This window comes from Iodobacter violaceini, assembly GCF_011601265.1.
Taxonomy (GTDB): domain Bacteria; phylum Pseudomonadota; class Gammaproteobacteria; order Burkholderiales; family Chitinibacteraceae; genus Iodobacter; species Iodobacter violaceini.
Map to the genome: position 1 here is coordinate 296,643 of NZ_JAAOLX010000001.1, position 23,740 is coordinate 320,382.

At 47.9% G+C, this 23,740-nt stretch carries 18 protein-coding genes; 8 read left to right on the top strand and 10 right to left on the bottom strand.

Translation table 11 applies throughout. The features are described 5' to 3' along the window. Positions 1–119: 119 nt before the first annotated feature. Together HA050_RS01290 and HA050_RS01295 are read left to right on the top strand one after the other, a co-directional pair. Positions 120–1,649, top strand: coding sequence for a thioredoxin family protein (locus HA050_RS01290; protein WP_166821071.1), 1,530 nt, complete (start codon positions 120–122; stop codon positions 1,647–1,649). A 361-nt stretch (positions 1,650–2,010) separates the two neighbouring features. Beyond that, positions 2,011–2,862, top strand: a complete 852-nt coding sequence (locus HA050_RS01295) for an AraC family transcriptional regulator (RefSeq protein WP_166821074.1) — start codon at positions 2,011–2,013, stop codon at positions 2,860–2,862. A 61-nt stretch (positions 2,863–2,923) separates the two neighbouring features. On the opposite strand, the gene HA050_RS01300 is transcribed toward HA050_RS01295, so the two are convergent. The 4 genes from HA050_RS01300 to HA050_RS01315 form a co-directional block, all read right to left on the bottom strand. Continuing rightward, entirely contained in the window at positions 2,924–5,479 is a 2,556-nt protein-coding gene (locus HA050_RS01300; RefSeq protein WP_166821077.1) for a TonB-dependent receptor, read from the bottom strand. A gap of 310 nt (positions 5,480–5,789) precedes the next feature. Further along, entirely contained in the window at positions 5,790–7,667 is a 1,878-nt protein-coding gene (gene dsbD / locus HA050_RS01305) for a protein-disulfide reductase DsbD (RefSeq protein ID WP_166821081.1), read from the bottom strand. 143 nt (positions 7,668–7,810) lie between these two features. Further along, complete coding sequence (locus tag HA050_RS01310) at positions 7,811–9,646, bottom strand: sensor domain-containing diguanylate cyclase (protein ID WP_205836245.1); 1,836 nt, start codon at positions 9,644–9,646, stop codon at positions 7,811–7,813. Between the two features lie 229 nt (positions 9,647–9,875). Beyond that, the gene (locus HA050_RS01315) at positions 9,876–13,310 is read right to left on the bottom strand and encodes a DUF748 domain-containing protein (protein WP_166821084.1); all 3,435 of its coding nucleotides are present in this window, start codon (positions 13,308–13,310) and stop codon (positions 9,876–9,878) included. 361 nt (positions 13,311–13,671) lie between these two features. On the opposite strand from HA050_RS01315, the gene HA050_RS01320 reads away from it, so the two are divergent. The 6 genes from HA050_RS01320 (at position 13,672) to HA050_RS01345 (ending at position 18,959) form a co-directional block, all read left to right on the top strand. After that, positions 13,672–14,787, top strand: coding sequence for a hypothetical protein (locus HA050_RS01320; protein WP_166821087.1), 1,116 nt, complete (start codon positions 13,672–13,674; stop codon positions 14,785–14,787). A 64-nt stretch (positions 14,788–14,851) separates the two neighbouring features. Next, complete coding sequence (gene hslV / locus HA050_RS01325) at positions 14,852–15,385, top strand: ATP-dependent protease subunit HslV (RefSeq protein ID WP_115225872.1); 534 nt, start codon at positions 14,852–14,854, stop codon at positions 15,383–15,385. A 216-nt stretch (positions 15,386–15,601) separates the two neighbouring features. Beyond that, positions 15,602–16,417 (top strand): response regulator, encoded by an 816-nt coding sequence (locus tag HA050_RS01330; RefSeq protein WP_166821090.1) that lies wholly within the window; start codon positions 15,602–15,604, stop codon positions 16,415–16,417. 132 nt (positions 16,418–16,549) lie between these two features. Beyond that, positions 16,550–17,515, top strand: a complete 966-nt coding sequence (locus HA050_RS01335; RefSeq protein WP_166821093.1) for a biotin--[acetyl-CoA-carboxylase] ligase — start codon at positions 16,550–16,552, stop codon at positions 17,513–17,515. After that, positions 17,512–18,252, top strand: a complete 741-nt coding sequence (locus HA050_RS01340; protein ID WP_166821096.1) for a type III pantothenate kinase — start codon at positions 17,512–17,514, stop codon at positions 18,250–18,252. Before HA050_RS01335 ends, HA050_RS01340 begins: the two co-directional genes overlap by 4 nt. Then, positions 18,249–18,959 carry an SPOR domain-containing protein gene (locus HA050_RS01345; protein WP_166821099.1) on the top strand — a complete coding sequence of 237 codons (711 nt, stop codon included), beginning with the start codon at positions 18,249–18,251 and terminating at the stop codon, positions 18,957–18,959. The genes HA050_RS01340 and HA050_RS01345 overlap by 4 nt, the downstream gene beginning before the upstream one ends. A 52-nt stretch (positions 18,960–19,011) precedes the next feature. On the opposite strand, the gene HA050_RS01350 is transcribed toward HA050_RS01345, so the two are convergent. The 6 genes from HA050_RS01350 to thiS form a co-directional block, all read right to left on the bottom strand. Then, positions 19,012–19,341 carry a hypothetical protein gene (locus tag HA050_RS01350; protein ID WP_166821102.1) on the bottom strand — a complete coding sequence of 110 codons (330 nt, stop codon included), beginning with the start codon at positions 19,339–19,341 and terminating at the stop codon, positions 19,012–19,014. Beyond that, positions 19,338–20,693, bottom strand: a complete 1,356-nt coding sequence (locus tag HA050_RS01355) for a flagellar assembly protein T N-terminal domain-containing protein (RefSeq protein WP_166821104.1) — start codon at positions 20,691–20,693, stop codon at positions 19,338–19,340. The genes HA050_RS01350 and HA050_RS01355 overlap by 4 nt, the downstream gene beginning before the upstream one ends. Then, positions 20,694–21,104 (bottom strand): LPP20 family lipoprotein, encoded by a 411-nt coding sequence (locus tag HA050_RS01360; RefSeq protein WP_166821107.1) that lies wholly within the window; start codon positions 21,102–21,104, stop codon positions 20,694–20,696. A 660-nt stretch (positions 21,105–21,764) separates the two neighbouring features. Then, the gene (gene trmB, locus HA050_RS01365; protein WP_166821110.1) at positions 21,765–22,445 is read right to left on the bottom strand and encodes a tRNA (guanosine(46)-N7)-methyltransferase TrmB; all 681 of its coding nucleotides are present in this window, start codon (positions 22,443–22,445) and stop codon (positions 21,765–21,767) included. A 227-nt stretch (positions 22,446–22,672) separates the two neighbouring features. After that, positions 22,673–23,461, bottom strand: a complete 789-nt coding sequence (locus HA050_RS01370; protein ID WP_166821113.1) for a thiazole synthase — start codon at positions 23,459–23,461, stop codon at positions 22,673–22,675. 67 nt (positions 23,462–23,528) lie between these two features. Beyond that, positions 23,529–23,729, bottom strand: a complete 201-nt coding sequence (gene thiS, locus HA050_RS01375; protein WP_099397958.1) for a sulfur carrier protein ThiS — start codon at positions 23,727–23,729, stop codon at positions 23,529–23,531. Between the last annotated feature and the right edge of the window lie 11 nt (positions 23,730–23,740).

The following is a 23,740-nucleotide window of genomic DNA, read 5'->3' on the forward strand; positions in this document are numbered from 1 at the left end:
AGTGCCTTTTGCAATAGTAAGCTGTCGTCATATCGCAACAAACATCCTGAAATACTCACAATCTTTTATTCCCAATAAATATATCGGATAAGATACATACATCAAAATACGTATAAAGAATGCTCATCGTGAAACTCGTCAACTCACTTGCTTTGCTCTTGATCAGTGGCAGCACTTTTGCCGCTTCTTCCTCTGCTCCTGCCGGTATCGCATGGGAGCAAGGTGATGTGGCTGCGGCTTTTGCCAAGGCCAAAGCAGAGAAAAAGCCGCTGTTTTTATACTGGGGGGCCACATGGTGCCCGCCTTGCAATCAGATTAAAGCCACAGTGTTTAATCAGCAGCGCTTTATTGATCGCACCAAACAATTTATTCCGGTGTATATCGATGGTGATAGTGCAGGCGCACAAAAGCTGGCCAGCCAATTTAAAGTACGCGGCTACCCAAGCATGATTTTGTTTAAGCCTGATGGCTCCGAAATCACCCGCCTGCCGGGTGAAGTGGATGCCGATCGCTACCTGAGCACGCTGGAGCTGGGCCTCTCTAATGCACGCCCGGTTAAAGAAACGCTGAGCAGCGCGCTGGCCGGTGGCAAGCTCAGCCCGGATGACTGGCGCTTACTGGCCGATTACTCATGGGATTCTGATCAGGCTCAGCTGGTGCCCGAAGATCAGCTGGCTGCAACGCTTAAAACCCTGGCCAAATCTGTACCGGCCACTGAAAGCTACGCTTCAACGCATTTGCAGCTGAAAGCCATTGCGCAAGCAGCGGGTGATGAGAAAACAACAGGCCCGGCAGAAGAGCTGGCGCTGGTGCATAAAGTGCTGGCTGATAAGCAGCAAGCGCGCGATAACTTTGATGTGCTCGTCAATAGCGCCACCGAAATTGTTGGCTATTTAAGTAAGGCGCAAACCAGCGAGCGCAGCAAGTTAAGCGAAGCTTGGAATAAAGCCCTGCAACAACTGGCGCTGGATAAAACCCTATCGGCCAATGATCGCTTAAGCGCACTGACCAGCCAGGTCGCGCTGGCCAGGCTGGATGCGGCCAAAGACAGCAAACTGGCTGCGCCTATGATTAAAGAAGTGCTTGAACGCGTGGCAGAAGCAGACAAAACCACCACTAATGGCTACGAGCGCCAATCGGTGATCAGCACTGCGGCTTACACACTCAGCGAAGCAGGCTTGCTGGATGAATCGGATGTCTTACTTAAAGCCGAACTAAAACGCTCGCACGCACCTTACTACTTTATGCTTTCCTTAGGCTCTAATGCCAAAAAACGTGGCGATAAGACGGGTGCCTTAGGCTGGTACGAAGAAGCGTATAAAAAATCCGAAGGCCCTGCCACCCGCGTGCAATGGGGCAGCAGCTATGTAAGCGCACTGGTTGATCTGGCACCGCAAAATGAAGAGCGCATCGAGCAAACAGCGCAAGGCATTTTGAAAGAAGTCGCCGTTACACCCAATGCCTTTTACGAACGCAGCCGCCGCTCTATTGAAAAAATCGTCAATAAGCTCGCCACTTGGAATAAAGACAAACAGCACGATGCAGCAGTTGGCCGTGTGCTGACTCAGCTTGATGGTATCTGCAGCAAGCTGCCAGCCAGCGATCCGCAGCGTGGTATTTGCCAGGACTTACTCAAGCCTAAGGCTTAATCCATAGCGACAAAAAGCGGGCACTGCCCGCTTTTTGCTGATGCGTTTTCCACAGGCAGCAACGCCTTCCCCCCAAAAAAACACCGGTTCCAGACAAAACTTCTGCTATCCAAGCGGCAATAAGCTTCTGATCTGTTAACTGCAGCAGCGCTCCTTCCATCCCCCCAAGCTTTTTCCCTCATTCAGATAATCTGCATTTATTACTCTGCATGACCTGGCACATCGCCAGCTGATCACGCGCATAAACGCAAGCCTGCAATTTATCTGTATCACTTGCCAAAGCGTATCAGGCAAAATCTCCTCAAAACTTCGCAACCTATATCAATCGTATCTGCTTAATCTGCAAGGCATGGAGAGAGGGATGAGAAAACCAACGGTAGAGGATTATGGGCGGCGGCTGATGCGGGTGGTCAATACCATCTGGCAAGATCCCACAGCGTCGTATTCAATTGAGCAATTAGCGGACATTGCGCATTTTTCGCCGTTTCATTTTCACCGTATTTATCGTGAAATGATGGGCGAAACAGTCAACGCCACTCAGCTGCGTATGCGTTTGCTGTATGCATCGCGGCAATTAGCCCAAGCGAACGATATTCCCTTAATCCGCATTGCCCAGCGTGCGGGATATCAAAGCAGTGCGGCATTTGTGCGCTCTTTTGCTGCCGCGCACGGCATGCCACCCGGGGCTTACCGCAGGCAAAGACTCAGCCAAATCCATTCTCAAATTAATCAGGAGCTTGGTATGTATAACGTTGAATTTCGTAAACTTGATACGCCGATTCACTTGGCAGCCAGCCGCCATCATGGCTCTTATCTGAAGATTGGTGAGGCCTTTGCACGGTTGCAATTATCAAAGACTGCACTGCCTGTTGATCCACAACAAGTACGCTGGTTTGCCCAATACCATGATGATCCGCAGAGTGTGGCCGAGACAGATTTACGCTCTGATGCCTGCGTAGAAATCAAAGCCGGTGGCGATTTGCCTGATGAGCTGGCACGCACACAAATCCCAGCCGGGCGTTACGGGGTGATTGAGCACCGGGGCCCCTATAGCGAGCTGCAACAGGCTTATCACTGGCTGTTTGGGGTATGGCTGCCACAAAGCGGCGAGCAGCCCGCCAATGTGCCCGTTATCGAGCAATATCTGAATTTACCGCACAATACCCCGCCTAAAGATTTACGTACCGAGATTTGGGTGGCGCTGGCAGCGTAATCAGATTCAATGATGACCCGCAAGCAGGCCCAAAGGCCTGCTTGTTTATTTTAATGACTCATTAAAGCTTGTAATCAAAACCAATAAATCCGTAGCGGCCTGATGTGGTACCGTTATATCCGCCACCATCAACAGAGTATGGTGCAACTTTATCAAACAGATTATTCACGCCCAATACAAAAGAGGTATTTTTGTTGAGCTGATAACCCGCAGATAAATTAAACACAGTATATGAAGGCAAATAGCCATCCGGATTACTGCTGTTTTCCGGTAAATCAGCTGCATCATGCACACGGGCATACGTTTTGGCGGTTAAAGTGGCATCGTATTCTGCATACTGATAGCCCAGCGAAATCCGGTTAGACCAGTCAGGATTATTATATCCACCCGTACGCTCTACAGGATCTGTTCCTTCCAGATCAGAGCTCTTATAACTTAACAGGTAGCTGAATTGATCCCGGAATGTAAACTTGCCCCAGCCATTGGTTTTATAAGCAAAATTGAAATCCACATCGATACCTGATGTATCAATTTGCCCAATATTGGCCAAAGGTAAATCAATGACTTCGATTTTACCCCTGGTTAAACCTGGATAATTCTTTAATTCATCCGGATCCAGCGCCAGGCGTTTAATTAATTTGCCCATAGCAGGATTGCTGTCTTCGTGATCAATCACAAACTGCGGATCCAGGCGTGCAATTGCATCATTTTGCTTAATACTGTACCAATCAATGCTCAGTGACAGGTCTTTTAGTGGCTGGAATACAAAACCCAGTGTTAAGTTATTGGATGTTTCAGGTTTTAATTCCGGATTGCTGCGGCTGTTTAAATCAACCCTGCCAATGCATTCGCCATTTGGAACACCCATTGGCTTGCAGCGGGCCCAGTCATTATAAAAGTAATAGCTTGGAGTAGGCGACATGCCTAATTGCTGCAAGCTGGGCGCTCGGAATGTGCTTGTGGCCGATCCGCGTAATAACAGAGATTCCACAGGGCGATAAGCAACAGCTACTTTAGGCGATGTTGCCCCGCCCACATCGTCGTAATGGTCATAACGCAATGCAGCTTGTATTTCCAGGTTTTTTAATACCGGGATATTTAATTCACCATAGATTGATTTAACCCAGCGGCTGTTCTCTACGGTGCTGTCTTCAACCGCTTTTTCTTTTAAAATATTCACACCGGCAGCAAAACCAACATCACCACCCGCTAATTGAAACAGTGAAGAATGAGATACACGCGCATCACCAATTAATAAAGATGCAGTGCCTTCACGATAACGGGATGTAATTAAGGCGTTGGCTAATTCAACCGGATTATTGGCCACAAACGGATCATATCCGCCCTTTTTAAAGGCAGCAGTAATTTTTGCCGCGTCAGCGCGATCTCTTGCCTGACTGCTCTTATTGCTGCTGTAGGTTAAAGCAGTTTCACCATCCCAGCCCCCCAGCGAGGCTTTAGCCCCTAAAACAGCGCGCAGCGTATCGCTGTCTACATTATTTTGCGCTAATCCTGCTTCATAAATACGCCGGGTAACCGTGATATCCTTGTCATTTGTTTTTACACCGTTAATCACATCTTTATACGCCGCATCACCCGCTTTAATAACTGCTTGTGCCGCGGGAATAGAAAGTGGCCAGCTTTCAAATGCTTGTCTGTCCTGCCCAATGCCCAGCTCGGCAAATAATAAGGCATCATCACTGATCTGATAGTTATAAAGCGCATTGGCATTTAAGCGCTTTATATGTGCACTGCGGTAAAGATTTTCATTAGAAAAGCATTTCTGGTTGCCAAATTGATCGGTCACAATTTCACCATTGCCTTCGCAGCCAGGCAACAGAGTCGTTGTTCCCCCTTTAATTTTATAAGCGCCACCATGCAAACCGGTAAAGCGATTATCTGCCCCGCCTAATCCACGTTTATCCAGATTTCTGGTTGCATCATGCTTATTATCAAGAGTCGGTTTTTTATCCGTTACATCCAGCGTCACTAATAAATTCTGATTATCTTCATTTAAATTACCAAAGCCGGCTGCAATACCCAATACTAAATCCTGGCCATCGCCCGCAAAGTTTTGCCCGTATTTACCCGTGACTGAAACGCCTTGAAAATTGCGCTTGGTTTTAAAGTTAATCACCCCAGCTACCGCATCAGAGCCATAAATAGCCGCTGCACCATCATAAAGCACTTCAATTTGCTCAATGGCAGAGAGCGGGATATTGTTCAGGCTGACCGGGCTGGTATCCACATCAGCAAAGCCATTGGGCGCTAAGCGACGGCCATTCAATAAAATCAGCGTATTTTTGGCCCCCATGCCACGCAGACCCACGGTACTGGAGCCCGGTGCAAACCGGCCGCCATCGGTGGCAAATTCTAAGGAAGCTTTAGGCAACAGGTTATCCAGCGCTTCTACCACGGTGGTGGCACCGGATTTTTCAATTTCATCACGCTTGATAATGGTGACCGGCGACGGGCCTTCCTTATTAATCCGCTTGATATTGGAGCCCACTACCTCAACGCGTTCAACCTTATTCGTTGGAAGATCTGCAGCGTAAGCCAGAGCAGAAGCCGTGATCTGAGCAATCACAATCGCCAGTAGTTTTGGTTTGAAATGCATGTCGTCCCCTTTGACTGATAAAAAGCGCTCGCTTTTTATTCCAATTAGTTATGAAAAATATGATTTATATATCAATAACCAAAATTTATCATAAAGGTGACGAACAATGACAAGCAAATAATCAAAAACCCTGGTCTTTGCAATAACACTTTGATTTATATACAAAAAAAATTATTATAAATTTGCATTACTGCAACAATGGTTTATTTAATGCAAAATATTCGGTAAAAAATAAAAACCCCGCCCAATTCGCAATTGCGATGGCGGGGTTTTATATAAAAGAAAATACACTATAGATAGAATATTTTAGTTATTTAGCCAGCACCTGATCCAGCAATTGCTTAAATGGTTCGGCAGATTTAAAGCCAATACTGCTTTGCAGCTCTTTACCTTCTTTATTAAAGAAAATAATTCCAGGCGGGCCAAATAACTTAAAGCGCTTTAATAATGCTTTATCATCATCGGTATTGGCGGTGACATCCACCTGTAATCGTTTCATTTGCCCCATTCTGGCAGCGACTTCCGAATTTGAAAAAGTCAGTTTTTCCATTTCTTTACAAGAAACACACCAATCAGCATAAAAATCGAGCATAACCGGCTGATTGGTTTGCGCCAGCTCACGCTCTAATTGGGCGAGGGTGGAAACCTTGCTGAATTCTGGATAAGGCTCTGCTTTAGCCTGTGCCTGCAGGCCTTGCAAAGGCTGCAGCGGATCACGCCCGCCACTGAGTGCGCCAATCAAAAGAGCAGATCCTGCCAGAAGTGCAATCACCCCCAGGCCTTTGCAAAAGCGCGGCCAGCCTTTGCTGTCTGCCGGAAGCGGATCAATCGCCCGCAAAAAGATGGCAGATATAATCAAGAGCGCAGCCCATGCCAGCATGGCAAATACGGCGGGCAATACAGGGGAAACCAGCCAGATCGCTACAGCCAGTAATAAAACGCCGAATACTTTTTTAATGTTTTCCATCCATGCCCCGGCACGCGGCAGAGCCGATGCGGCGCAGGCCACCATAATCAGCGGCACACCCATACCCAGCGCCATCACAAACAGCGCCGCCCCACCCAGCACCGCGTTATGCGTTTGCGCTATATAGAGCAATGCGCCTGCCAAAGGTGCAGCCACACAAGGCCCGACAATCAGTGCCGATAAGGCGCCCATAATCAGCACGCCCAGCAAAGATCCACCCTGCTGGCGATTGGCGCTGCCAGAGATTTTGCTTTGCAATGAAGCGGGCAATTGCAGCTCATAAAACCCAAACATCGATAATGACAGCAGCACAAACACCAGTGCAAACGCGCCTAATACCCAGATATTTTGCAAAGCGGCAGAAAGCATAGAGCCAGATAAGCCCGCAGCCACGCCTGCCGCGGCATAACTGACCGCCATGCCCAGCACATAAAAAAGCGATAAAACAAAGGCGCGTTTTTTGCTGATCTGATCGCCATGGCCAATAATAATCCCCGATAAAATCGGCATCATTGGAAACACACAGGGCGTTAAAGCCAGTAAAAGACCAAAGCCAAAAAAGCTGAACAAAATCAGCGTGAGATTGCCACTGCCCAGCAATGAATTGATTTGCCCGGCATCACTTGCCTGCGCCAAAGGGGCTGCTACGGCCGGGGCAACCGCACTGACCAGCACTGCTGACGCCACACTGGCGCTGGCAAGTGTCTCTTTAGCAAGCTCTTTAGTCACAGGGGTTTCAGCAGAGACGGCGGGCTTAATGGCTGAAGCCAGCACCGCTGCGGCCGGGGCTTTGCTGCGCGCCAGAGCAGCCAGCTTTATATCGGCAATCTGGGTAATAGGCGGATAACAGAGGCCCGCATCTGCACAGCCCTGTGCAATCACGGTTAACTTAAATTGCTGAGCTGACGGGTTTTTAATCTGTACAGGCAGGACTAATTGCCCGCGATAGGTTTCTACCTTGCCAAAATTGGGATCATCGTGTGGCAATGAGGCAGGAAAATCGATATCTCCCAGCTGCACGCCCTGATCTGCAGAAATTTTCAGCTTATTTTTGTAAAGATAATAGCCCTGAGCAATCGCAAAACGCACTTCCACCGTTTGGTGATCGCGTGCGCTGGCACTCATTTTAAGGGCCTGCTCAGGCTCTAAAAATTCGGTATCAGGCTCTGCCCATGCCATCATCGAGATGACACACAACAGCGCACTGAGGATCTTCAACATGGGGTTTTCTCTCTTTTACCAGTAAACAGGCATAGAGTTTAATTGTTATTATATTTTTAACACTAAGACTTTTTAGTTATTTAAAAGCGATGATACTTAAATAAACCGCCAGAATACTTGCAGACTCTATCAGCAAACCCCATTCAGCCCTTAAGGGTATCCAGCAAAACAACACAATTCTTGCCCTGATGCTTGGCCTGATAAGTGCCATCATCCGCCCTTTTTACCAGGCTTTTAGCATCATCGCCTGTCACAAACTGGCTCACACCAATGCTTACCGTACAATGTAAAACCAAACCCGGGGCTGGCCTTTGAATCTGATCTTCAAAACGCTGCCTCAGACGCTCTGCCACATTAATCGCATCATCACTGCGCGTTTCCGGCAACACCACAATAAATTCTTCACCGCCATAGCGGTAAGCGCTGTCCATTTCCCGCAAGCAGCCCCTGATTACCATGGCCAGAGACTGCAACACTTTATCGCCTTCTAAATGCCCATACTGATCATTCACTTTTTTAAAATTATCAATATCCATTAAAAGCAAAGTAAGCGGCCTGCCATAACGTCTTGCCCTTTCGATTTCTTTTTCAATGCTTTCATAAAAGTGCCGGCTGTTAAATAAGCCGGTCATTCCATCAGTAATACTCAGATCCCGGTAGCGGGCCTCACTGGCTTTTAAAGCTTCTTCAGCGAGGCGGCGCTCGTTCATATCTTGTAATGTTTCTATGGCCCCCACCACCTTGCCATCCAGATCACGCAAAGGTGCGGCCGTAAAAAAAACCCATTTGCCTTCGGTGCCAAAATGGGCGAAAAAATCCTCTGCCTCAAAAACACCTTCTATCAGGCGTGAAGGGCGAAATTTACCGTGATAAAACTGTTCAACATCGTCGGCCATTGCGCCATTCATAATTAAATCGGCCATCACGGGGCGCTCGCTCGGGTAAAAAGCCCGCCACTGCTCATGCGTACCAATCACATCACTTGCAGCAAGCCCAGTGAGGGCTTCGCATGCCCGGTTCCAGTGCGTGACGGTGTGATCACGATCAATCACAAAAGTAGCCACCGAGCTGCCATCTACAATCTGCGCTAAAAAAGCTTCACTCGCCTGAAGCGCCGCTTCAACCGCATGCCTGCGGGTAACATCCTGCAAGGTTTCCATGGCGCCAACCACCTTGCCGCAATCATCCCTGATCGGCGTAGCCGTGAAATAAATCCACCTGCCGTTTTCACCCATATGCGCAAAAAAATCTTCAGCCTCAAACACGCCTTGATTATTGGAAGAGACAGCGACCTTGCCAGGATAAAAAGCCTTCACCTTCTGCTCTAAAGCATCTTCAAGCATTAAATCGGCCAGCACAGGCCGTGGCTCAGAATAAAAAGCCTGCCACTGATTAGAAGTACCAATCATTTCAAATGCTTTTTTACCTGTAAACACTTCACAAGCCTGATTCCAGTGCGTGACCTGATGATTGCAATCAATGACAAATGAAGCCACCGGGCTGCCTTCTACAATCTGGCTTAAGCTCAGCCTGTGCTCGATCATATTCAGCTCTGCACTGGTCCGCGCATGCTGCTCCCGGCTTTGATTAATGACCCGCAATAACACAATTGGCAGCAGCGCCAAAAAACCGCCCTCAGCATCTTTAATCAGAAAGTGCTCATTTTTTAATTGCACTGCCTGCTTAATCCATGCCTCACGCCCTGCAGGCGCCAGCATCACAATGGGCAAATTATGGCTGATCTGGATTAACTGCCGGGCGTATTTAAGATGGCTTTCAGCCAGATCAATCACCAGCACATCGATAGAAAAATCTTTCGAGCTGAGCACCTGATCAAGCTGCATTAAATCCCGGCATTCATGAATTGTGCAGGGCAGATCGCTATCCTGCATCCCCCGGATCAAAGGCGCACTGTCTGCATCCTGCCCCAGCAGCAAGAGTATTCTGATTTGTGAAGGCAATTCACCATACAACAACATAAAAGCCCCAATGCGCGTCAAATTCAGGGAAAGAAACACCCGTATCAAGCCCAAAAATAAGGAGAATACCCCATCAGTAAAGGTGCTTTTAAGTTACATTACAAGCAAAAATCTATTGAACGTTAAATGCAGGCTCTATTTATGCCAAACACTAATCCAAAAAATCTGCCAATAGCGGCTGTAAGCTAAAATAGCCGCACAGCCGATTAACTGACTCAGCGATTTAAATCTATTTTAAATCAAACTTTACTTGTGGCTTTAGCTCTGAGCCCTGTCCAATCAGCGCTTTCACCATAAATAAACGGGCTTCATCTACGCCTGCAGCCAGCAAACCAGCTTTAACCTGCAGCGCACGCCTCTGGCCCAGGGCATTTAAATCATCGTTTTTAATATCTGTATGTTCAAAAATCAGTTTTTCCATTTCAGCTACTGACAGTGATTTATCCATACCAATAAAATTAGCTGGCTTATCAAATTTTTCACGCTTATAAACTTTCTCCAGTAAATCCGGATATTCATCCTTGCCAATGATGAATTCATTGTCGTCTTCACTCAGCTTATTACCAAGACCAGCCAGTTTAATCTGCCGTATTTTTCTTTGTAAATCTTTAGCCTTTAACCCTTCTTTATCCAGCACCGGATTCAGCACACTTTGAATATCTAATTTTAATCCGGGGCGCTCTGCCAGCACACCGGCAAGTTGTTTGATACTGATATCCGCCTTATCATCAATTTTTTCGCTGCCTGCAGCAAATTCAATATGCGAAAGCGTTGCTCCCTCATGCCCCATTGCATTTGCAAGCGCATCAAAAGGAGACGTAACTATTTTTTCTAATACATTACCCACCACCTGCCAGAGTATGCCTGATACGCTGAATTGTGGATCATCTAATGATCCCTCAATCGGCAAATTTAAATTAATCTGTCCACGCCGGTCAGTTAATAAAGACAGAGCCAATTTAACAGGCAATTGAGTGGCATCAGCACTCTCTATTTTTTCTTCGCTTAAAGTAAGCTGATCTAAAAATATTTTATTTGAGGCTAATAATTTACTGCCTTCAATTTTATAAGCAATATCCATCGACATTTTCCCTTTCTCTACGCCATAGCCTGCGTACTTGGCCGAGTAAGTAGAAGCGGAAGTCAGATCGTAGTTTTTTACCCCTCCTTTTAAATCTAAAAATATTTTCTCAGATAAGGGGTTAAGCGTGCCACTTACTTGCACAGGCGCTGTTTTATCTACAAAGCCATGCAAATCCAGCTGAGCACGGGCACTTTCTGCACTGGATAAGCTATAAATTACTCCGCCCATCTTATTTAAATTAGCCGTAAAGTTAGGCTTGATAAAGAAATCGCTGTAACGGATATCTCCGTTACTGAACACTATTTTTTTTATATTAACGGGAGCCAGCCGCTCTGAGACTGGTGCAGATACAACAACGCTGGCCGTATTTGCCTGAGCAACAGACACTTCTTTACCATCATGCACCACAATATCTTGTAAATTTAATCTTCCGGAAGAAGATAAAATAAGCCGTGAGAAATATTTATCCAAAGCAATTTCAGCAATATCAACTTTCAGGGGCACAAGCGACGCGTCAATTCCTTTAATGTCCAAACGATCCCATTTTAAAAATGCAGCAGACGTCTTTTTATCCAGAGCATAAAAATGATTAATACTGAATGCGCCGCGATAGCCCCCATTGAACTGTGGCTTAGTTGCTAATTGCAAATTACCCTTAGCATTTAATAAGCCTCTGGCTAATGCAATATTGAGGTATTGAGTAAAATAGGGCTGTAAAAATGCAGCATCTGCATTGCGTAAATCAAGCGCAATTTGTGCAGAAAAGGGTAATGGAATAATCCCGGCATCCAGATCAATCAAACCACGATTACCCCAATGGCCACTGAGCTTTAATTGCCCTTTACTGCCCGGCTCAGTATCAAAATGATCAAATACCAGTGAAATATCCCGGACAGGAACAGGGGGGGCTTTTACTATCCGCTGATCAGAAAAATCAAGCCCCCAATCTTTCATTGCAATTTGACTGATTTGCACACGCCATGGAGCAGCAGGCTTGGCTGCAGCATGCTCAGCCGGTAACAGCGCATTAAAATTAAACTGACCATTGGCTAACCATTCTGCGCCTAAGAATCCTCCTTCACTTTCAACTGCCAGCGCTTTTACCGACTTTTCTGCCGAATCTGAATTAAGCCCCTGCACTGAAAAATGATTCACTTTTAATAATGATTTTTTTTGCTCTGGCAAATGCAGAGCAAACTGATTCAGCCTGATGTCTGTTTCTTTTACAGACCAGGCCAATGGCGCTTGAGAAAAATGCATGGAGCTGTGTACATCAAGCCGGCCATCACTGATTTCGCCTTTAAAATAGGGTGCCAGCAAAGCGCTGCATTTTGCAAGTGCAGCAGCCTGAATATTCAGCCTGCCATCAATTATTAAAGGTTGTGCTGATATTTTTAAATCTGCGGAAAATTGCTCGCCATCATCAGTTTGAGCCGAAAACTGCACAGGGCTGGTTTTTCCTGGTTTACTTGAAAATGCTGCTAAATTAAGTTTGATGGCATTGAACTGATAATTCTGATAGCGAATTTTGCTGTTTAACAGAGATATTTTTTCTATTTCTAAATCAGCCTTTCTCTGATCAGTACTTTCCTTACTTTTTAATGCCTGTTGCCAGTTAAACTGACCTTGTTTATTTTTTTCAATCGCCGTATCCAGCCCATCCAGGCGGATATCAGCGATATGATACCGGCCAGACAATGGCTCTATACTTTTTAAATCAACAGATAAGCTGTCTATATTAATTAAAGGCTGATCCTGCAGAGAAGCGCTGAAGTGATCAAGCCGCAAAGGGCCACTGATACTCAGTTTTGTTTTTTCTTTTTCTATATCAAAATGCAGACTGATCTGCCCGGATAAAGAGGCAGACAATAATTTTATATCATTGGGAAGCCTGACGTACTGAGCATATTGCTGCAAATTTAAGTTTTTAAAATCAAAAGTAAACTCTGTATCTTTACTGCTGGTAAAAGGTTTGCTTTTTGCATCCAGCTGAAACCGGGTGCCATTCAGTTCTCCAGAAACACGGGGTAAAATATATTCATTTACACGGTGGGCCAGCGTAGATATAAAAGGCAGTGCCACCTCTAAGTGTCTTATTTTTTGCTTTGCATGTAAAAACTGATCATCAAAATCAAGGGATCCATTTTCAATTTTAATATTGTTAATTGCAAATTTCGCCAGTTCACTCTTGGTATTTTTATCTTTTGTAAAATCATCAATTAAATCAGATAAATTATACTCATGCTCTTTTGTCCTGATTATTCTTATAACAGGTGAATGAAGTGTCATTTCTCTGATAACAGGGGCTCTTTTCCATAAAGACGCCCATTCAAAATCAAGCGCTAAAAAATTAAAAGCAACAAATGGCTCATTATTTTCTTTGATACTGACCCTTTGCAAGGTTGCAGTGAGCGTGAAGGGATTAAAGTCTATTTTTTCAATCTGCACATGACGATGCAAAGCAGCAGATGCAAAAGTTTCGATCCTGGGCCTTGCCCATTCAGGAAGGATCAAACCCGAAATCAAAACGAGCACGGTAAGTAAACCGCCCCAAAGCAACATCCAGCGTTGGAATTTCATGCGATTTTGCGCTCCGTAAGTGAATGCTCTGTGCTCTTAACTACTATTTTAGACCCATGCTAAAACATTGCCTGTTCACACATTAAACAGAACCCCTGAATAGCTAGCGGCAGCAGGCACTTTAAGTGCGGAAGTACAGCGCAACAAGCCAAAAACTTACACGTTATAAAAAAAACTGGAGCAGGACTCAAAACAAACATGACAAGCAATGAAAGCAAGAGTGCAAATAAGCACTTTCCCCTCTCTGCTGCAGGCCTTCACTTTGCTTTAAACAAAAATAATCCGCAAAAAACACGCTAAAAAGCTTAGAATTAAAGCGCAATTAAACCGGCGGCACGCCTATTCATACTGGATTATCAAAGTGGCATTTTCATTTATCCGTAAGAAATTTACCCCAAATGTACCCGCGCATTTATCCGCAGTTGAAGTTAATGAAAACACCCGCACGCCAACTGCAGAGCCGGATTTTAATCTTGCACAGCTCAGCATTGAAGTGATCGATAATGAATCTCAGCTCACACCGATTCAGGAAGAAGCGGCCATGCTGCATAGCGGCGGGCAAAGCGAATTAGCCTTACAATTATTACAGACAGAAATAAAAAAAATAGCGGGATTGCGCCAGACTGAAACATGGTTAATGCTATTTGAATTATTACAACAACATAACAATAAATCACTCTTTGATGAAATTGCTTTGCAATTTGTTTTGGAATTTGAAAAAACGCCGCCCGCATGGCGTGAAGTCAATGCGCATCATGACAGCGAACAATCCAATTACTATCTGTTTCCGGCAGTTTTAAGCAGCCTGCAAATTGATCAGGAAATCGCTTCATTTGAAGCCGCTTGCAAAAATTGCCATCACTTGCGAATGGATTTAGCAAGGGTCACCCAGATTGATACCATTGCTGCGGCAGAATTACTCGCGCTGTGGCAGCGTTGCGCCAAAAACAATATTCGCCTGCAACTATCAGGCCGGACAGAAATAGAGCTGCTGCTGCGTAAGCGCATTCAAACCGGCCGGGCTATTCCGGCAGAAGCGCCACTTTGGCTGCTTCTGATCGAATTACAGCAAATTCAGGGCCTGCAGGACGAATTTGAAAATCTGGCTGTTGATTATGCAATTACCTTTGAAGTGTCCCCTCCTTCATGGATTGCTACAGATCGCTTGCCCGATCTTCCTTTGCCAGCTGAAACTAATTTACCCGCCCAGCCAGCAGACCGCCTGCTGATTCCGGGAGATTTACTCAATACCAAGCCAGAAAAAATGGCTGTTATTCGTGATTTTGTGCGTTTGCATGAATTTCCGGTGCTTGATTTCAGCGCCGTGCGCCGCCTTGATTTTGATTCCGCCGGGCAACTTCTTGGCCTTTGCATGGATAATCCGCAGCAAATTACCTTTTGCAATGTCAACGCCCTGGTGCTGGCCTTGTTCCGCATCATGGGGATTACCGAGCTTGCCGTACTGTCCTTATCCTGAAGCACTTGTAATTTAGCCCCCCTGCCGCCACATCTGGCTTATACGATTTTTGCGGATTAAGAATATGGAACAATTTGATGGCACAACGATCGTCTCGGTTCGCCGGGGCGATCTGGTTGCAGTTGGTGGCGACGGCCAGGTTACACTGGGCAATGTGGTCATCAAGGGCACTGCGCGTAAAGTGCGTAAGCTTTACAACGACAAAGTGATTGTTGGCTTTGCCGGTGGCACCGCCGATGCATTTACCTTGTTTGAACGCTTTGAGGCAAAGCTGGAAAAGCATCAGGGCCATTTAACCCGCGCGGCAGTAGAGCTGGCTAAAGACTGGCGTACCGATCGTATGTTGCGCCGTCTTGAAGCCATGCTGATCGTTGCAGATAAAACCGCCACACTGATCATTACAGGCAATGGCGATGTTTTAGAGCCCGAGCACGGTATTGCGGCCATTGGCTCCGGCGGTGCTTTTGCCCAGTCTGCCGCCCGTGCCCTGCTGGAAAACACGGATCTTGCACCTGAAGTGGTCGTTAAAAAAGCACTGGAAATCGCCGGTGATATTTGCATCTATACCAATCAAAACCATACGATTGAAACGATGTAACTCACTGGCTTTGTGCGGGCCTGCAATGGCAGCCAGCCGCGAATCAAAGCTCCCGCCATGCAATGCCCGCGTAAATCATTATGCGGGCATTTTTTATTTTGCAAGATGGCCTGCTAATTATCGCCACGCCATTTGTAAAAATTGATCCATATTTATTTTATCTAACAAAACGGCGACAGCCAGCTATAAAGAAAAGTAATTTTTGGATGAGAAATCATGGCTAAACACTTTTCTATCAGCGAGTTACGGGTTATTTTGCTGGAACCATCTCCAGCACAGAATAAACTGATTACTGCCAAGCTTAAATTACTCGGGATTGGCGATATCATTTCTTTTGAGCTGGCCTCACAGGCCCTTGCTTCACTCAAAATAGATAACAGCCCCAATTTAATCCTGAGCGCCCTCTATTTAAAAGATATGACGGGCATTGATTTACTGACCCAGCTGCGTAATAACCCGGATACCCAGGATATTGCTTTTGTACTGATTTCGAGCGAAACCCAGCCCAAAGTGCTGGAGCCTCTGCGCCAGCTGGGGGCCTGTGCAATTATTCCCAAACCCTTTACCTCTGAAAATCTTGATCACGCGCTTTGTGTTTCCCTTGATTATCTTTCTGAAGATTTAACACTGGATCAGGATGATCTGGATTTAGATATGCTGAGAGTTTTACTGGTGGATGATTCAAAAGCCGCCCGTAATTATATGAAAAAAGTATTGGAAAACCTGGGCGTTCGTAATATCAAAGAAGCGGCCAACGGGCACGAAGGCGTACAAATGCTGGAAGAATCGGTATTTGATTTACTCATCACCGATTACAATATGCCCGAAATGGATGGTAAAGAGCTGATCGAGTTTGTGCGTAAAAACAGCTGGCAAAGCAATATTCCCATTTTAATGGTCTCATCTGAAAGCGACGGAGGCCGGCTTGCCGCAGTGACCCAGGCAGGCGTTTCCGGAATCTGTGACAAGCCCTTCGAGCCCTCGATTGTACGTGGCCTGCTGGAAAAAATCCTGCGTGATCAGCAGCCATAAGCGGCGCTGAAACGATCTGATGCCCCGCAGCGGATCAATTTATCGCTCCTTTTCCGACTCATTTAAGCCTCCTTTACGCCTTATGCAGCCAAGCAGGTGGAGCTTAGCTCTGCTTGCCGCTAGAATGTCGCCATGTTGCATACACTTACACTTCTTCGTCAGCTTAAAGCCCATGAATTTACCTCTGGTGAAGCCATTGCCAGGCAGCTGAATATCTCCAGATCCGCGGTTTCCGGCGCACTGACACGCAGCGGCGATTACGGCGTTGAGCTGGAGCGCCGCCATGGCGTGGGCTATAAACTCACTCAAGCCCTTGAGTGGCTGGATCATGATCAAATCAGCCGCCAGCTCAATCCCCACAGCCCTTTTAAGCTGCAATTAACCGATGAAATTGATTCGACCAACCGGGCGCTGCGCCAGGACAATGCCGCTCCGGGCACCGTGCTGGCAGCCGAATGGCAAAACGCCGGGCGGGGACGTCTGGGCCGGCAATGGGTTGGCAGCTTAGGCGGCAGCCTTTTATTTTCCCTTGTCTGGCGCTTTAGTGGCGGCATGACCCGGCTGGCCGGTTTAAGCCTTGCCGTTGGCATTGCACTCACAAGAGCGCTTGAGAAAAAAGGCTACGCGGGCATTGGGCTGAAATGGCCCAACGATGTACTCTGTGCAAAAGGCAAACTGGCGGGGATATTAATTGAGCTGTCAGGAGATGCCCTGGGCCCTGCCGATGCAGTTATTGGGATTGGCTTAAATTTGCGCCTGTCCGATGAAGAGCGCCTGAATGCCGATCATGCCGCCGACCTCAGCGATTGCCCTGGCCCTGCACCAGATAGAAATGCCCTGCTTGCTGCCATATTAAACGAGCTGGCCGATATTCTGCCCCGCTTTGATCAGGATGGTTTTGCACCGCTTCGGGCCGAATGGGAGGCGCGCCATCTGTGGCAAGGCGAGCTGGCAAGATTAATTTCTCCTGATGGCAAAGAAAACCGTGGCCGTATTATTGGTGTGGCAGAAGATGGCGCATTAAGAATGGCAGGAGAAGATGGCTTAAAAATAGCCTATGCAGGCGATGTAAGCTTACGCAGAGAAAACGCATCATGAAAATGCTCTTAATTGATTTGGGAAATTCGCGTATTAAGTGGGCCTATCGTGAAGGCGACATTCTTTCCACAGAAGGTTTCATTCTTAATACCGATTTTAATCAGCTGCTGCAGCAATTAAGCGCCCTGCCCCAGCCCGATATTATTCATGGCTGTACGGTAGGCTCTCCTGCACTTGCTGCCGGGCTGGATGAGTTTTGCGGGGCAAAGTGGCAGCGCAGCATTGAATGGTTGCAAGTCAGCCGTGAAGCACTGGGCATCCAAAATGGCTATCGCTATTTAGAGCAGCAGGGGCCGGATCGCTGGGCCGCGGTTTTAGGCGCACGCAGCCTGTTTCCTGATAAAGCCCTGCTGATCGCCAGCGCGGGTACGGCACTTACGGTGGATGCGCTTACCGAAGATAATGAATTTTTAGGCGGCATGATCCTGCCCGGTTTGCGCCTGATGAAATCTGCTTTAGCACAGCAAACAGAGCGTTTAACGGTTAGTGACGGTGCTTTTCATGATTTTCCGCGCTGCACAACCGATGCGATTCACACCGGCTGTTTAAGCGCCCTGGCTGGCAGTATTATGGCCATGCATGCCCGCCTGTCATTACGGGGCGACACACCGCTTTGCATTTTATCTGGCGGAGATGCCGCCGCAATTGCTCCGCTTTTAAGCGCTTATCAACCCATCATTGCCGAGCAGCTGGTGCTGCACGGCCTTGCCGCCCTAGCCCGGAATAACGCTTCATGAAATGGTTTTTTGCTCTGTTACTGGCTGCCAATCTAATGCTTTGGGGCTATCCTTCACGGCCCGTTGCCGCACCGCGCTTAAACGCTGAGATCAATGCAGATAAAGTAAAGCTGATTGCCAGCCTGCCTGTACAAGTTGTCAGCCGGCCAGCCTCACCGGTTGAGGCTCACGAAATTGCAACCGCCAGTGCTGCCATTGCAAAACCCACGCCTGCCCCAACGCCCACGCCCACGCCTGCACCCAAAGCAGAGATCGTAACGGCCTGCATGCGCTGGAACGGAATTGGCCAGGAGCAAACCGATACCATGCGGGCCCGATTAAAAGCACTGGGCATCAGCAGCACAGAAACGGTCGTCAGCGGCAAAGTATGGGTTTATATCCCGCCACAAACAGATATTGAGCTTGCAAAGAAAAAAGCACAGCAGCTTAACGATCAGGGCGTGCAGGATTATTACGTCATCAATAATGGTGGCCGCTGGCAAAATGCCATCTCGCTTGGGGTGTTCAGCAGTCGTGAAGGTGCAGACCGTCGTTTAAATGAGCTTAAGGAGCAGGGCGTAAAATCTGCCGTCGTCAGAGAGCGGGACGACAGCCCCACCCATGTCACCTTTGCTTTACGTAAGGTTTCTGCAGATCAGCAGCAAAAGCTGGAAAAACTGAACAATCAGCTAAAAGGAGCACAGCTGCAGCAGAGCAAATGCTCCTGAGTCATGCGCTTATTCTGAGAGGATGAGCAAGGAGTTATCGGGCACAAGCATGCTATGGGTAGCTGTATAAACGCCAGCGAAGCTCGTTTTCCTGGCTGGTGCTTAATTTTGGCTCAGCAGCAGCGGGCGCAGCCCCTGGCATCACAGCAGCACGAGTCAGCATTGTGGCGGGTAAGGTTTGTACATGGGGCTCTGGCCTCGCCATCACAACGGGGCCATTGTTTCTGGGGGCACTATGCGCTGCTGCAGGTGCATGGCTTGCTTTTGCCCGTGAATGCCCGGGTTTTCTTATGTGGCGGCTCGAGTTATAAGAAGACGACGCTTCAACGCAGCTCATGATCAGTAATAAACTAAGCGCAACTGCAACTCGCAGGGCATTCATCTTGATTCCTTCATACTAAAACGCACGTAATCACCCACTTCCGGGCGGATACTGCCATTTTCTAAAATTGCGATCGCAAATAAAGGCTGAACCTGGGTAACAGTTACCGCGCTCAGCAGCGACTCTGGCGTGCCTAAAGACATACTGCTGTCCCCATTCACAGCGGCCACTAACTGATTAGGGCCGCTTACCCTGAATAATTGCAATTTATCGCCTTTATTTACTCTTGCTGTGCTTCCGGCATCGATATAAATACGGTCTTTTTCTACCCGGCTGATCCTTGCTGCAAAAGCCTGGCAGGCCAGAACATCATCCACACCTGCCACAATTTGCTCCAGCTGCTTCTCAACCATTTTGCCAAAATCAGTTTCGTAAAAGCGGCGTGAGCCAAACACATTATCCCTGCTTTGAATCACATCCCCGCTCGCCGAATCAGCAAAGCGCTGCTGCTTTAATAACGCCCCGCTGGCACCATCAAACACATAGACATCGGCCTCAAAACGGCGTGAAGAAGGGCTGATTTTTACGCCCAGCTCGGCCAGTGACGGCACCCAGCCATTAAATTTAAGCATAGGAATATTCGGGCTAATTTTACGCTCGCCAGTGCGAACGTCATTTCCCCATGCAAGCCCGATCTGCTCACCATAAGCCCCCAGATCGCGAATCACCCCACCCACTACAAATTGAGTGCCATAGCGGCGCGCCAGTTCTCTGACCCGCTCCGGCTGCAAAACCGGATCATAAAAACCGGGCTGCAAATTAAAAGCGGCCTCATTCACCGTGCGCTGTGGCAAATAATGATCCGAAGCCGATAACATACGGCTCAGCTCTTGCTGCAAACCATCCTGAAAATGAGATATATCGTTGGCATCAACGGGGTTTTGCAGCTGAAAGTGCGCGAGCAGCAGTTTTTTCCGATAGGAAAAATCAGATTTTGCGCATTCACGCGCAGGCTGCCTGGCCAACGCTCCCTGCGGTGCGCTGCCTGCTATTACATTTGCAGCTGAGGCCGGTGCAGAGGCCGCTGTTTTTTCTGCAGGAACAGGCTCTGTCTTAGGATCCGTTTCTATCATCACATGATAAAAACTGCCTTCACGCCATTCCCTTAATAATTTATACCGGTCCAGCGTCTGCACGGGGTAGACGCGCTGCAGCTCGCTGACCCGGCCATTTTCAACGTGGCTGCTTGCCTCAACTTTAGCCCCATTCCACAATGAAGCCTGCATCAGGGCATCCTGAATCGCCTCTTGCCTCGCCATAGGAATCCCTCCCACGCCGATCGCAGATAAACCTTCAATTTCTGCAGCACAGGCATGAAAGGCCAGAAGCAAGAGCACACAGGCTTTAAGCAATTAGCGGCCCCGCATCGCAAAATAATTTTGGTTGGTAGATTCAGTCACCAGCTTAGACATATCTAACTCTAATACGGTCTCGTAAGCGCCTTCTGGCAAGGCATTCATCGAAACGACCCGCGCACCGCGCAGATAGGCATCAACATAAATACGGAAGCTATCATTTTGCACCGACAAAGCCGCCACTGTGCTGTTACCTGCCAATCTGAACCCCTGCACTGTTTCGGCCAGGGCACGATAAGCATCCAGCTTTGAGGCACGCATCGACATCAGGCGGCGCTGCGCGCCGGACAAGCCCTCGATCTGAGGCGGGGCACCATAACCAGCAGCGCTTACCAGCCCTTCTTCTGCAAAAGAAGTGCTCACCGCCAGTAAAGTCGCAAGCGACACCAGAATATGTTTGATCCGCATTTTTATACCGCCTTATCTTTAGAGCTGAATTAACTTTAGCATAACGGCCGCCCTGCATTATCTGACTAAAGAGCAGGCCCATCACTGCGTTATCGGCAAGAATCAGGAAAAATAAAGCCGTTTTCTGCGAAATAAACCATTAAGCGTAGGAAAAGTGGAAATGTGAGGTGGGAGTAACACCAAGTGCGCTAACCAAAATCAAACACAAGGATTTTTAGTGCCTTCGGCACGTTGATTTTGGAGCGGTTAGCCACCGCGGGGCCTTCCTTTCTTGCTTCGCCAAGAAACGAAGCCAAGCGACAAACTCAAAACCACGAAAACCCATGCGCTGCGGACAATCGAGTCGGCGGCAGGCGGGATTAGCTGGATCCTCCTTCCCTGGCCGAAACCCCGCCCCGTTTGTTCCTCGCTCCGGCGTGTTTCAAGGGAACTTTAAAAGCCCTATGCAAAGAGCGTGGTTACTATGCTTCTTCGCTGCTTGCTAATGAAAAAACAATTTGGTTAGCTCATATGGGACTTCACCCTAATCCTATCAACTTAAGCAAAGCCAGAGCGTTATGCGAGGCTTTTGTAGGTTGGGTTACGCGATAAAGCCCGCTAACCCAACCTACGAATTCTGCTTAAGTTGATAAGATTGGGCTTCACCCGTCCTGCAAATAATTAAATCTTACGGAACACCAAGTCCCAAACGCCGTGGCCCAGTTTGATACCGCGGTTTTCAAACTTGGTGAGCGGGCGATAATCCGGGCGCTCGGCGTAGGTTTCAGCGGTGTTTTTTAAGCTTGGTTCATTGGATAAGACTTCCAGCATCTGGATGGCGTAGTCTTCCCAATCAGTGGCCAGATGCACATAACCGCCGCTTTTAATACGGGAGCACAGCAGCTTCACCAGATCAGGCTGGATCAGGCGGCGTTTATTGTGGCGTTTTTTATGCCAGGGATCAGGGAAGAAAATATGCGCGCCATCAAGGGAATCTGCTACAAGCATTTTCTCCAGCACTTCAACCGCATCATGCTGCACGATACGTACATTTTGCAGGCCCTGCTCGCCCAGTAATTTAAGCAGGCTGCCCACACCCGGGGTATGCACTTCTACGCCAAGGTAATCGGTTTCTGGCTTATTCGTGGCAATCTCAGCCGTCGGGCCGCCCATACCGAAACCAATTTCCAGAATTTTAGGGCCAGTGCGGCCAAATGCAGCGTTCAGATCAATCAGCTCTGGCTGATATTTAATGCAAAATTGTTCGCCAAACTCAGCGATTGCCCGCTCCTGGCCTGATGATAAATGCCCCTGGCGCAGCACAAAGCTGCGAATACGGCGCATGTAATTTGGGTTTTCCATTTCTCTGTTCCTTGCAAACAAAAACGCCGCATCGCGCGGCGTATTTTCCAGTTAAACCTATTTTATAACAAAACCCAAATCTTGAACCACTTCGCCCCCGAGGGCACGGAGTTACACGGAGAAAATCAACGGTGCTTTACCAGCAAAGAACTCAATTCAAAACTGTTTTCCTCCGTGAGACTCCGTGTTCTCCTTAACCCCGTGGTTTAAGGTTTGGGTTTATTAATTTACTTTGCTGCAATCAAGCCCGATACCGGTGAGCTTGGGTCTGCAGTGTAGAGCTTTCTTGGGATACGGCCTGCTAAGAATGCATCACGGCCTGCCATCACAGCCAGCTTCATCGCCCGGGCCATCAGTACGGGGTCTTTTGCACCGGCAATCGCGGTATTCATCAAGATACCGTCGCAGCCTAATTCCATTGCAATGGCAGCGTCGGACGCCGTGCCCACGCCCGCATCAACCAGCACCGGCACTTTGGCCGATTCAATAATCAGGCGCAGATTCCACGGGTTTAAGATGCCCATGCCCGAGCCAATCAAAGACGCCAGAGGCATGATGGCGCAGCAGCCGATGTCTTCCAGCTCTTTAGCCACAATCGGGTCATCCGATGTATAAACCATCACATCGAAACCTTCCTTGACCAGCGTTTCAGCAGCAATCAGTGTTTCGCGCACATTGGGGTAAAGCGTGCTGGCGTCCCCAAGTACTTCAAGCTTGACCAGCTTATGCCCGTCGAGCAATTCCCGCGCAAGGCGCAGGGTGCGGACAGCATCGGTGGCGTTATAACAGCCTGCGGTATTGGGCAAATAGGTAAATTGCGACGGCGGCAAATACTCAAGTAAAGACGGCTGGCTGGCATCCTGGCCAATATTTACGCGGCGAATAGCCACCGTAATAATTTCTGCACCAGAAGCATCCACCGCGGCACGCGTTTCTTGAAAATCTTTATATTTACCGGTGCCAACAATCAATCTGGATTGGTAAGCCTTACCCGCAATTTGAAATTGATCCGACATAGACGCCTCTTATAAATGAAGACAATACCGGGCTGCGCCAACGCTAACCCGGGCTGCGAAGTAATAATCAGCCCCCGCCTACGGCCACGACCATTTCTAAAACATCACCTTCACTTAGAAAAGTAGTGCCATGCTGGCTTTTAGGAACGATTTCGCCATTTTGCTCGATCGCAATTCGTTTGCCCTTGAGTTCAAGCAAATCAATCAGATCAAGCAGGGAAAGAGGGGCCACAAATTCGCGGGCTTCGCCATTAATTGAGATTTTCATGATTTAGTTCA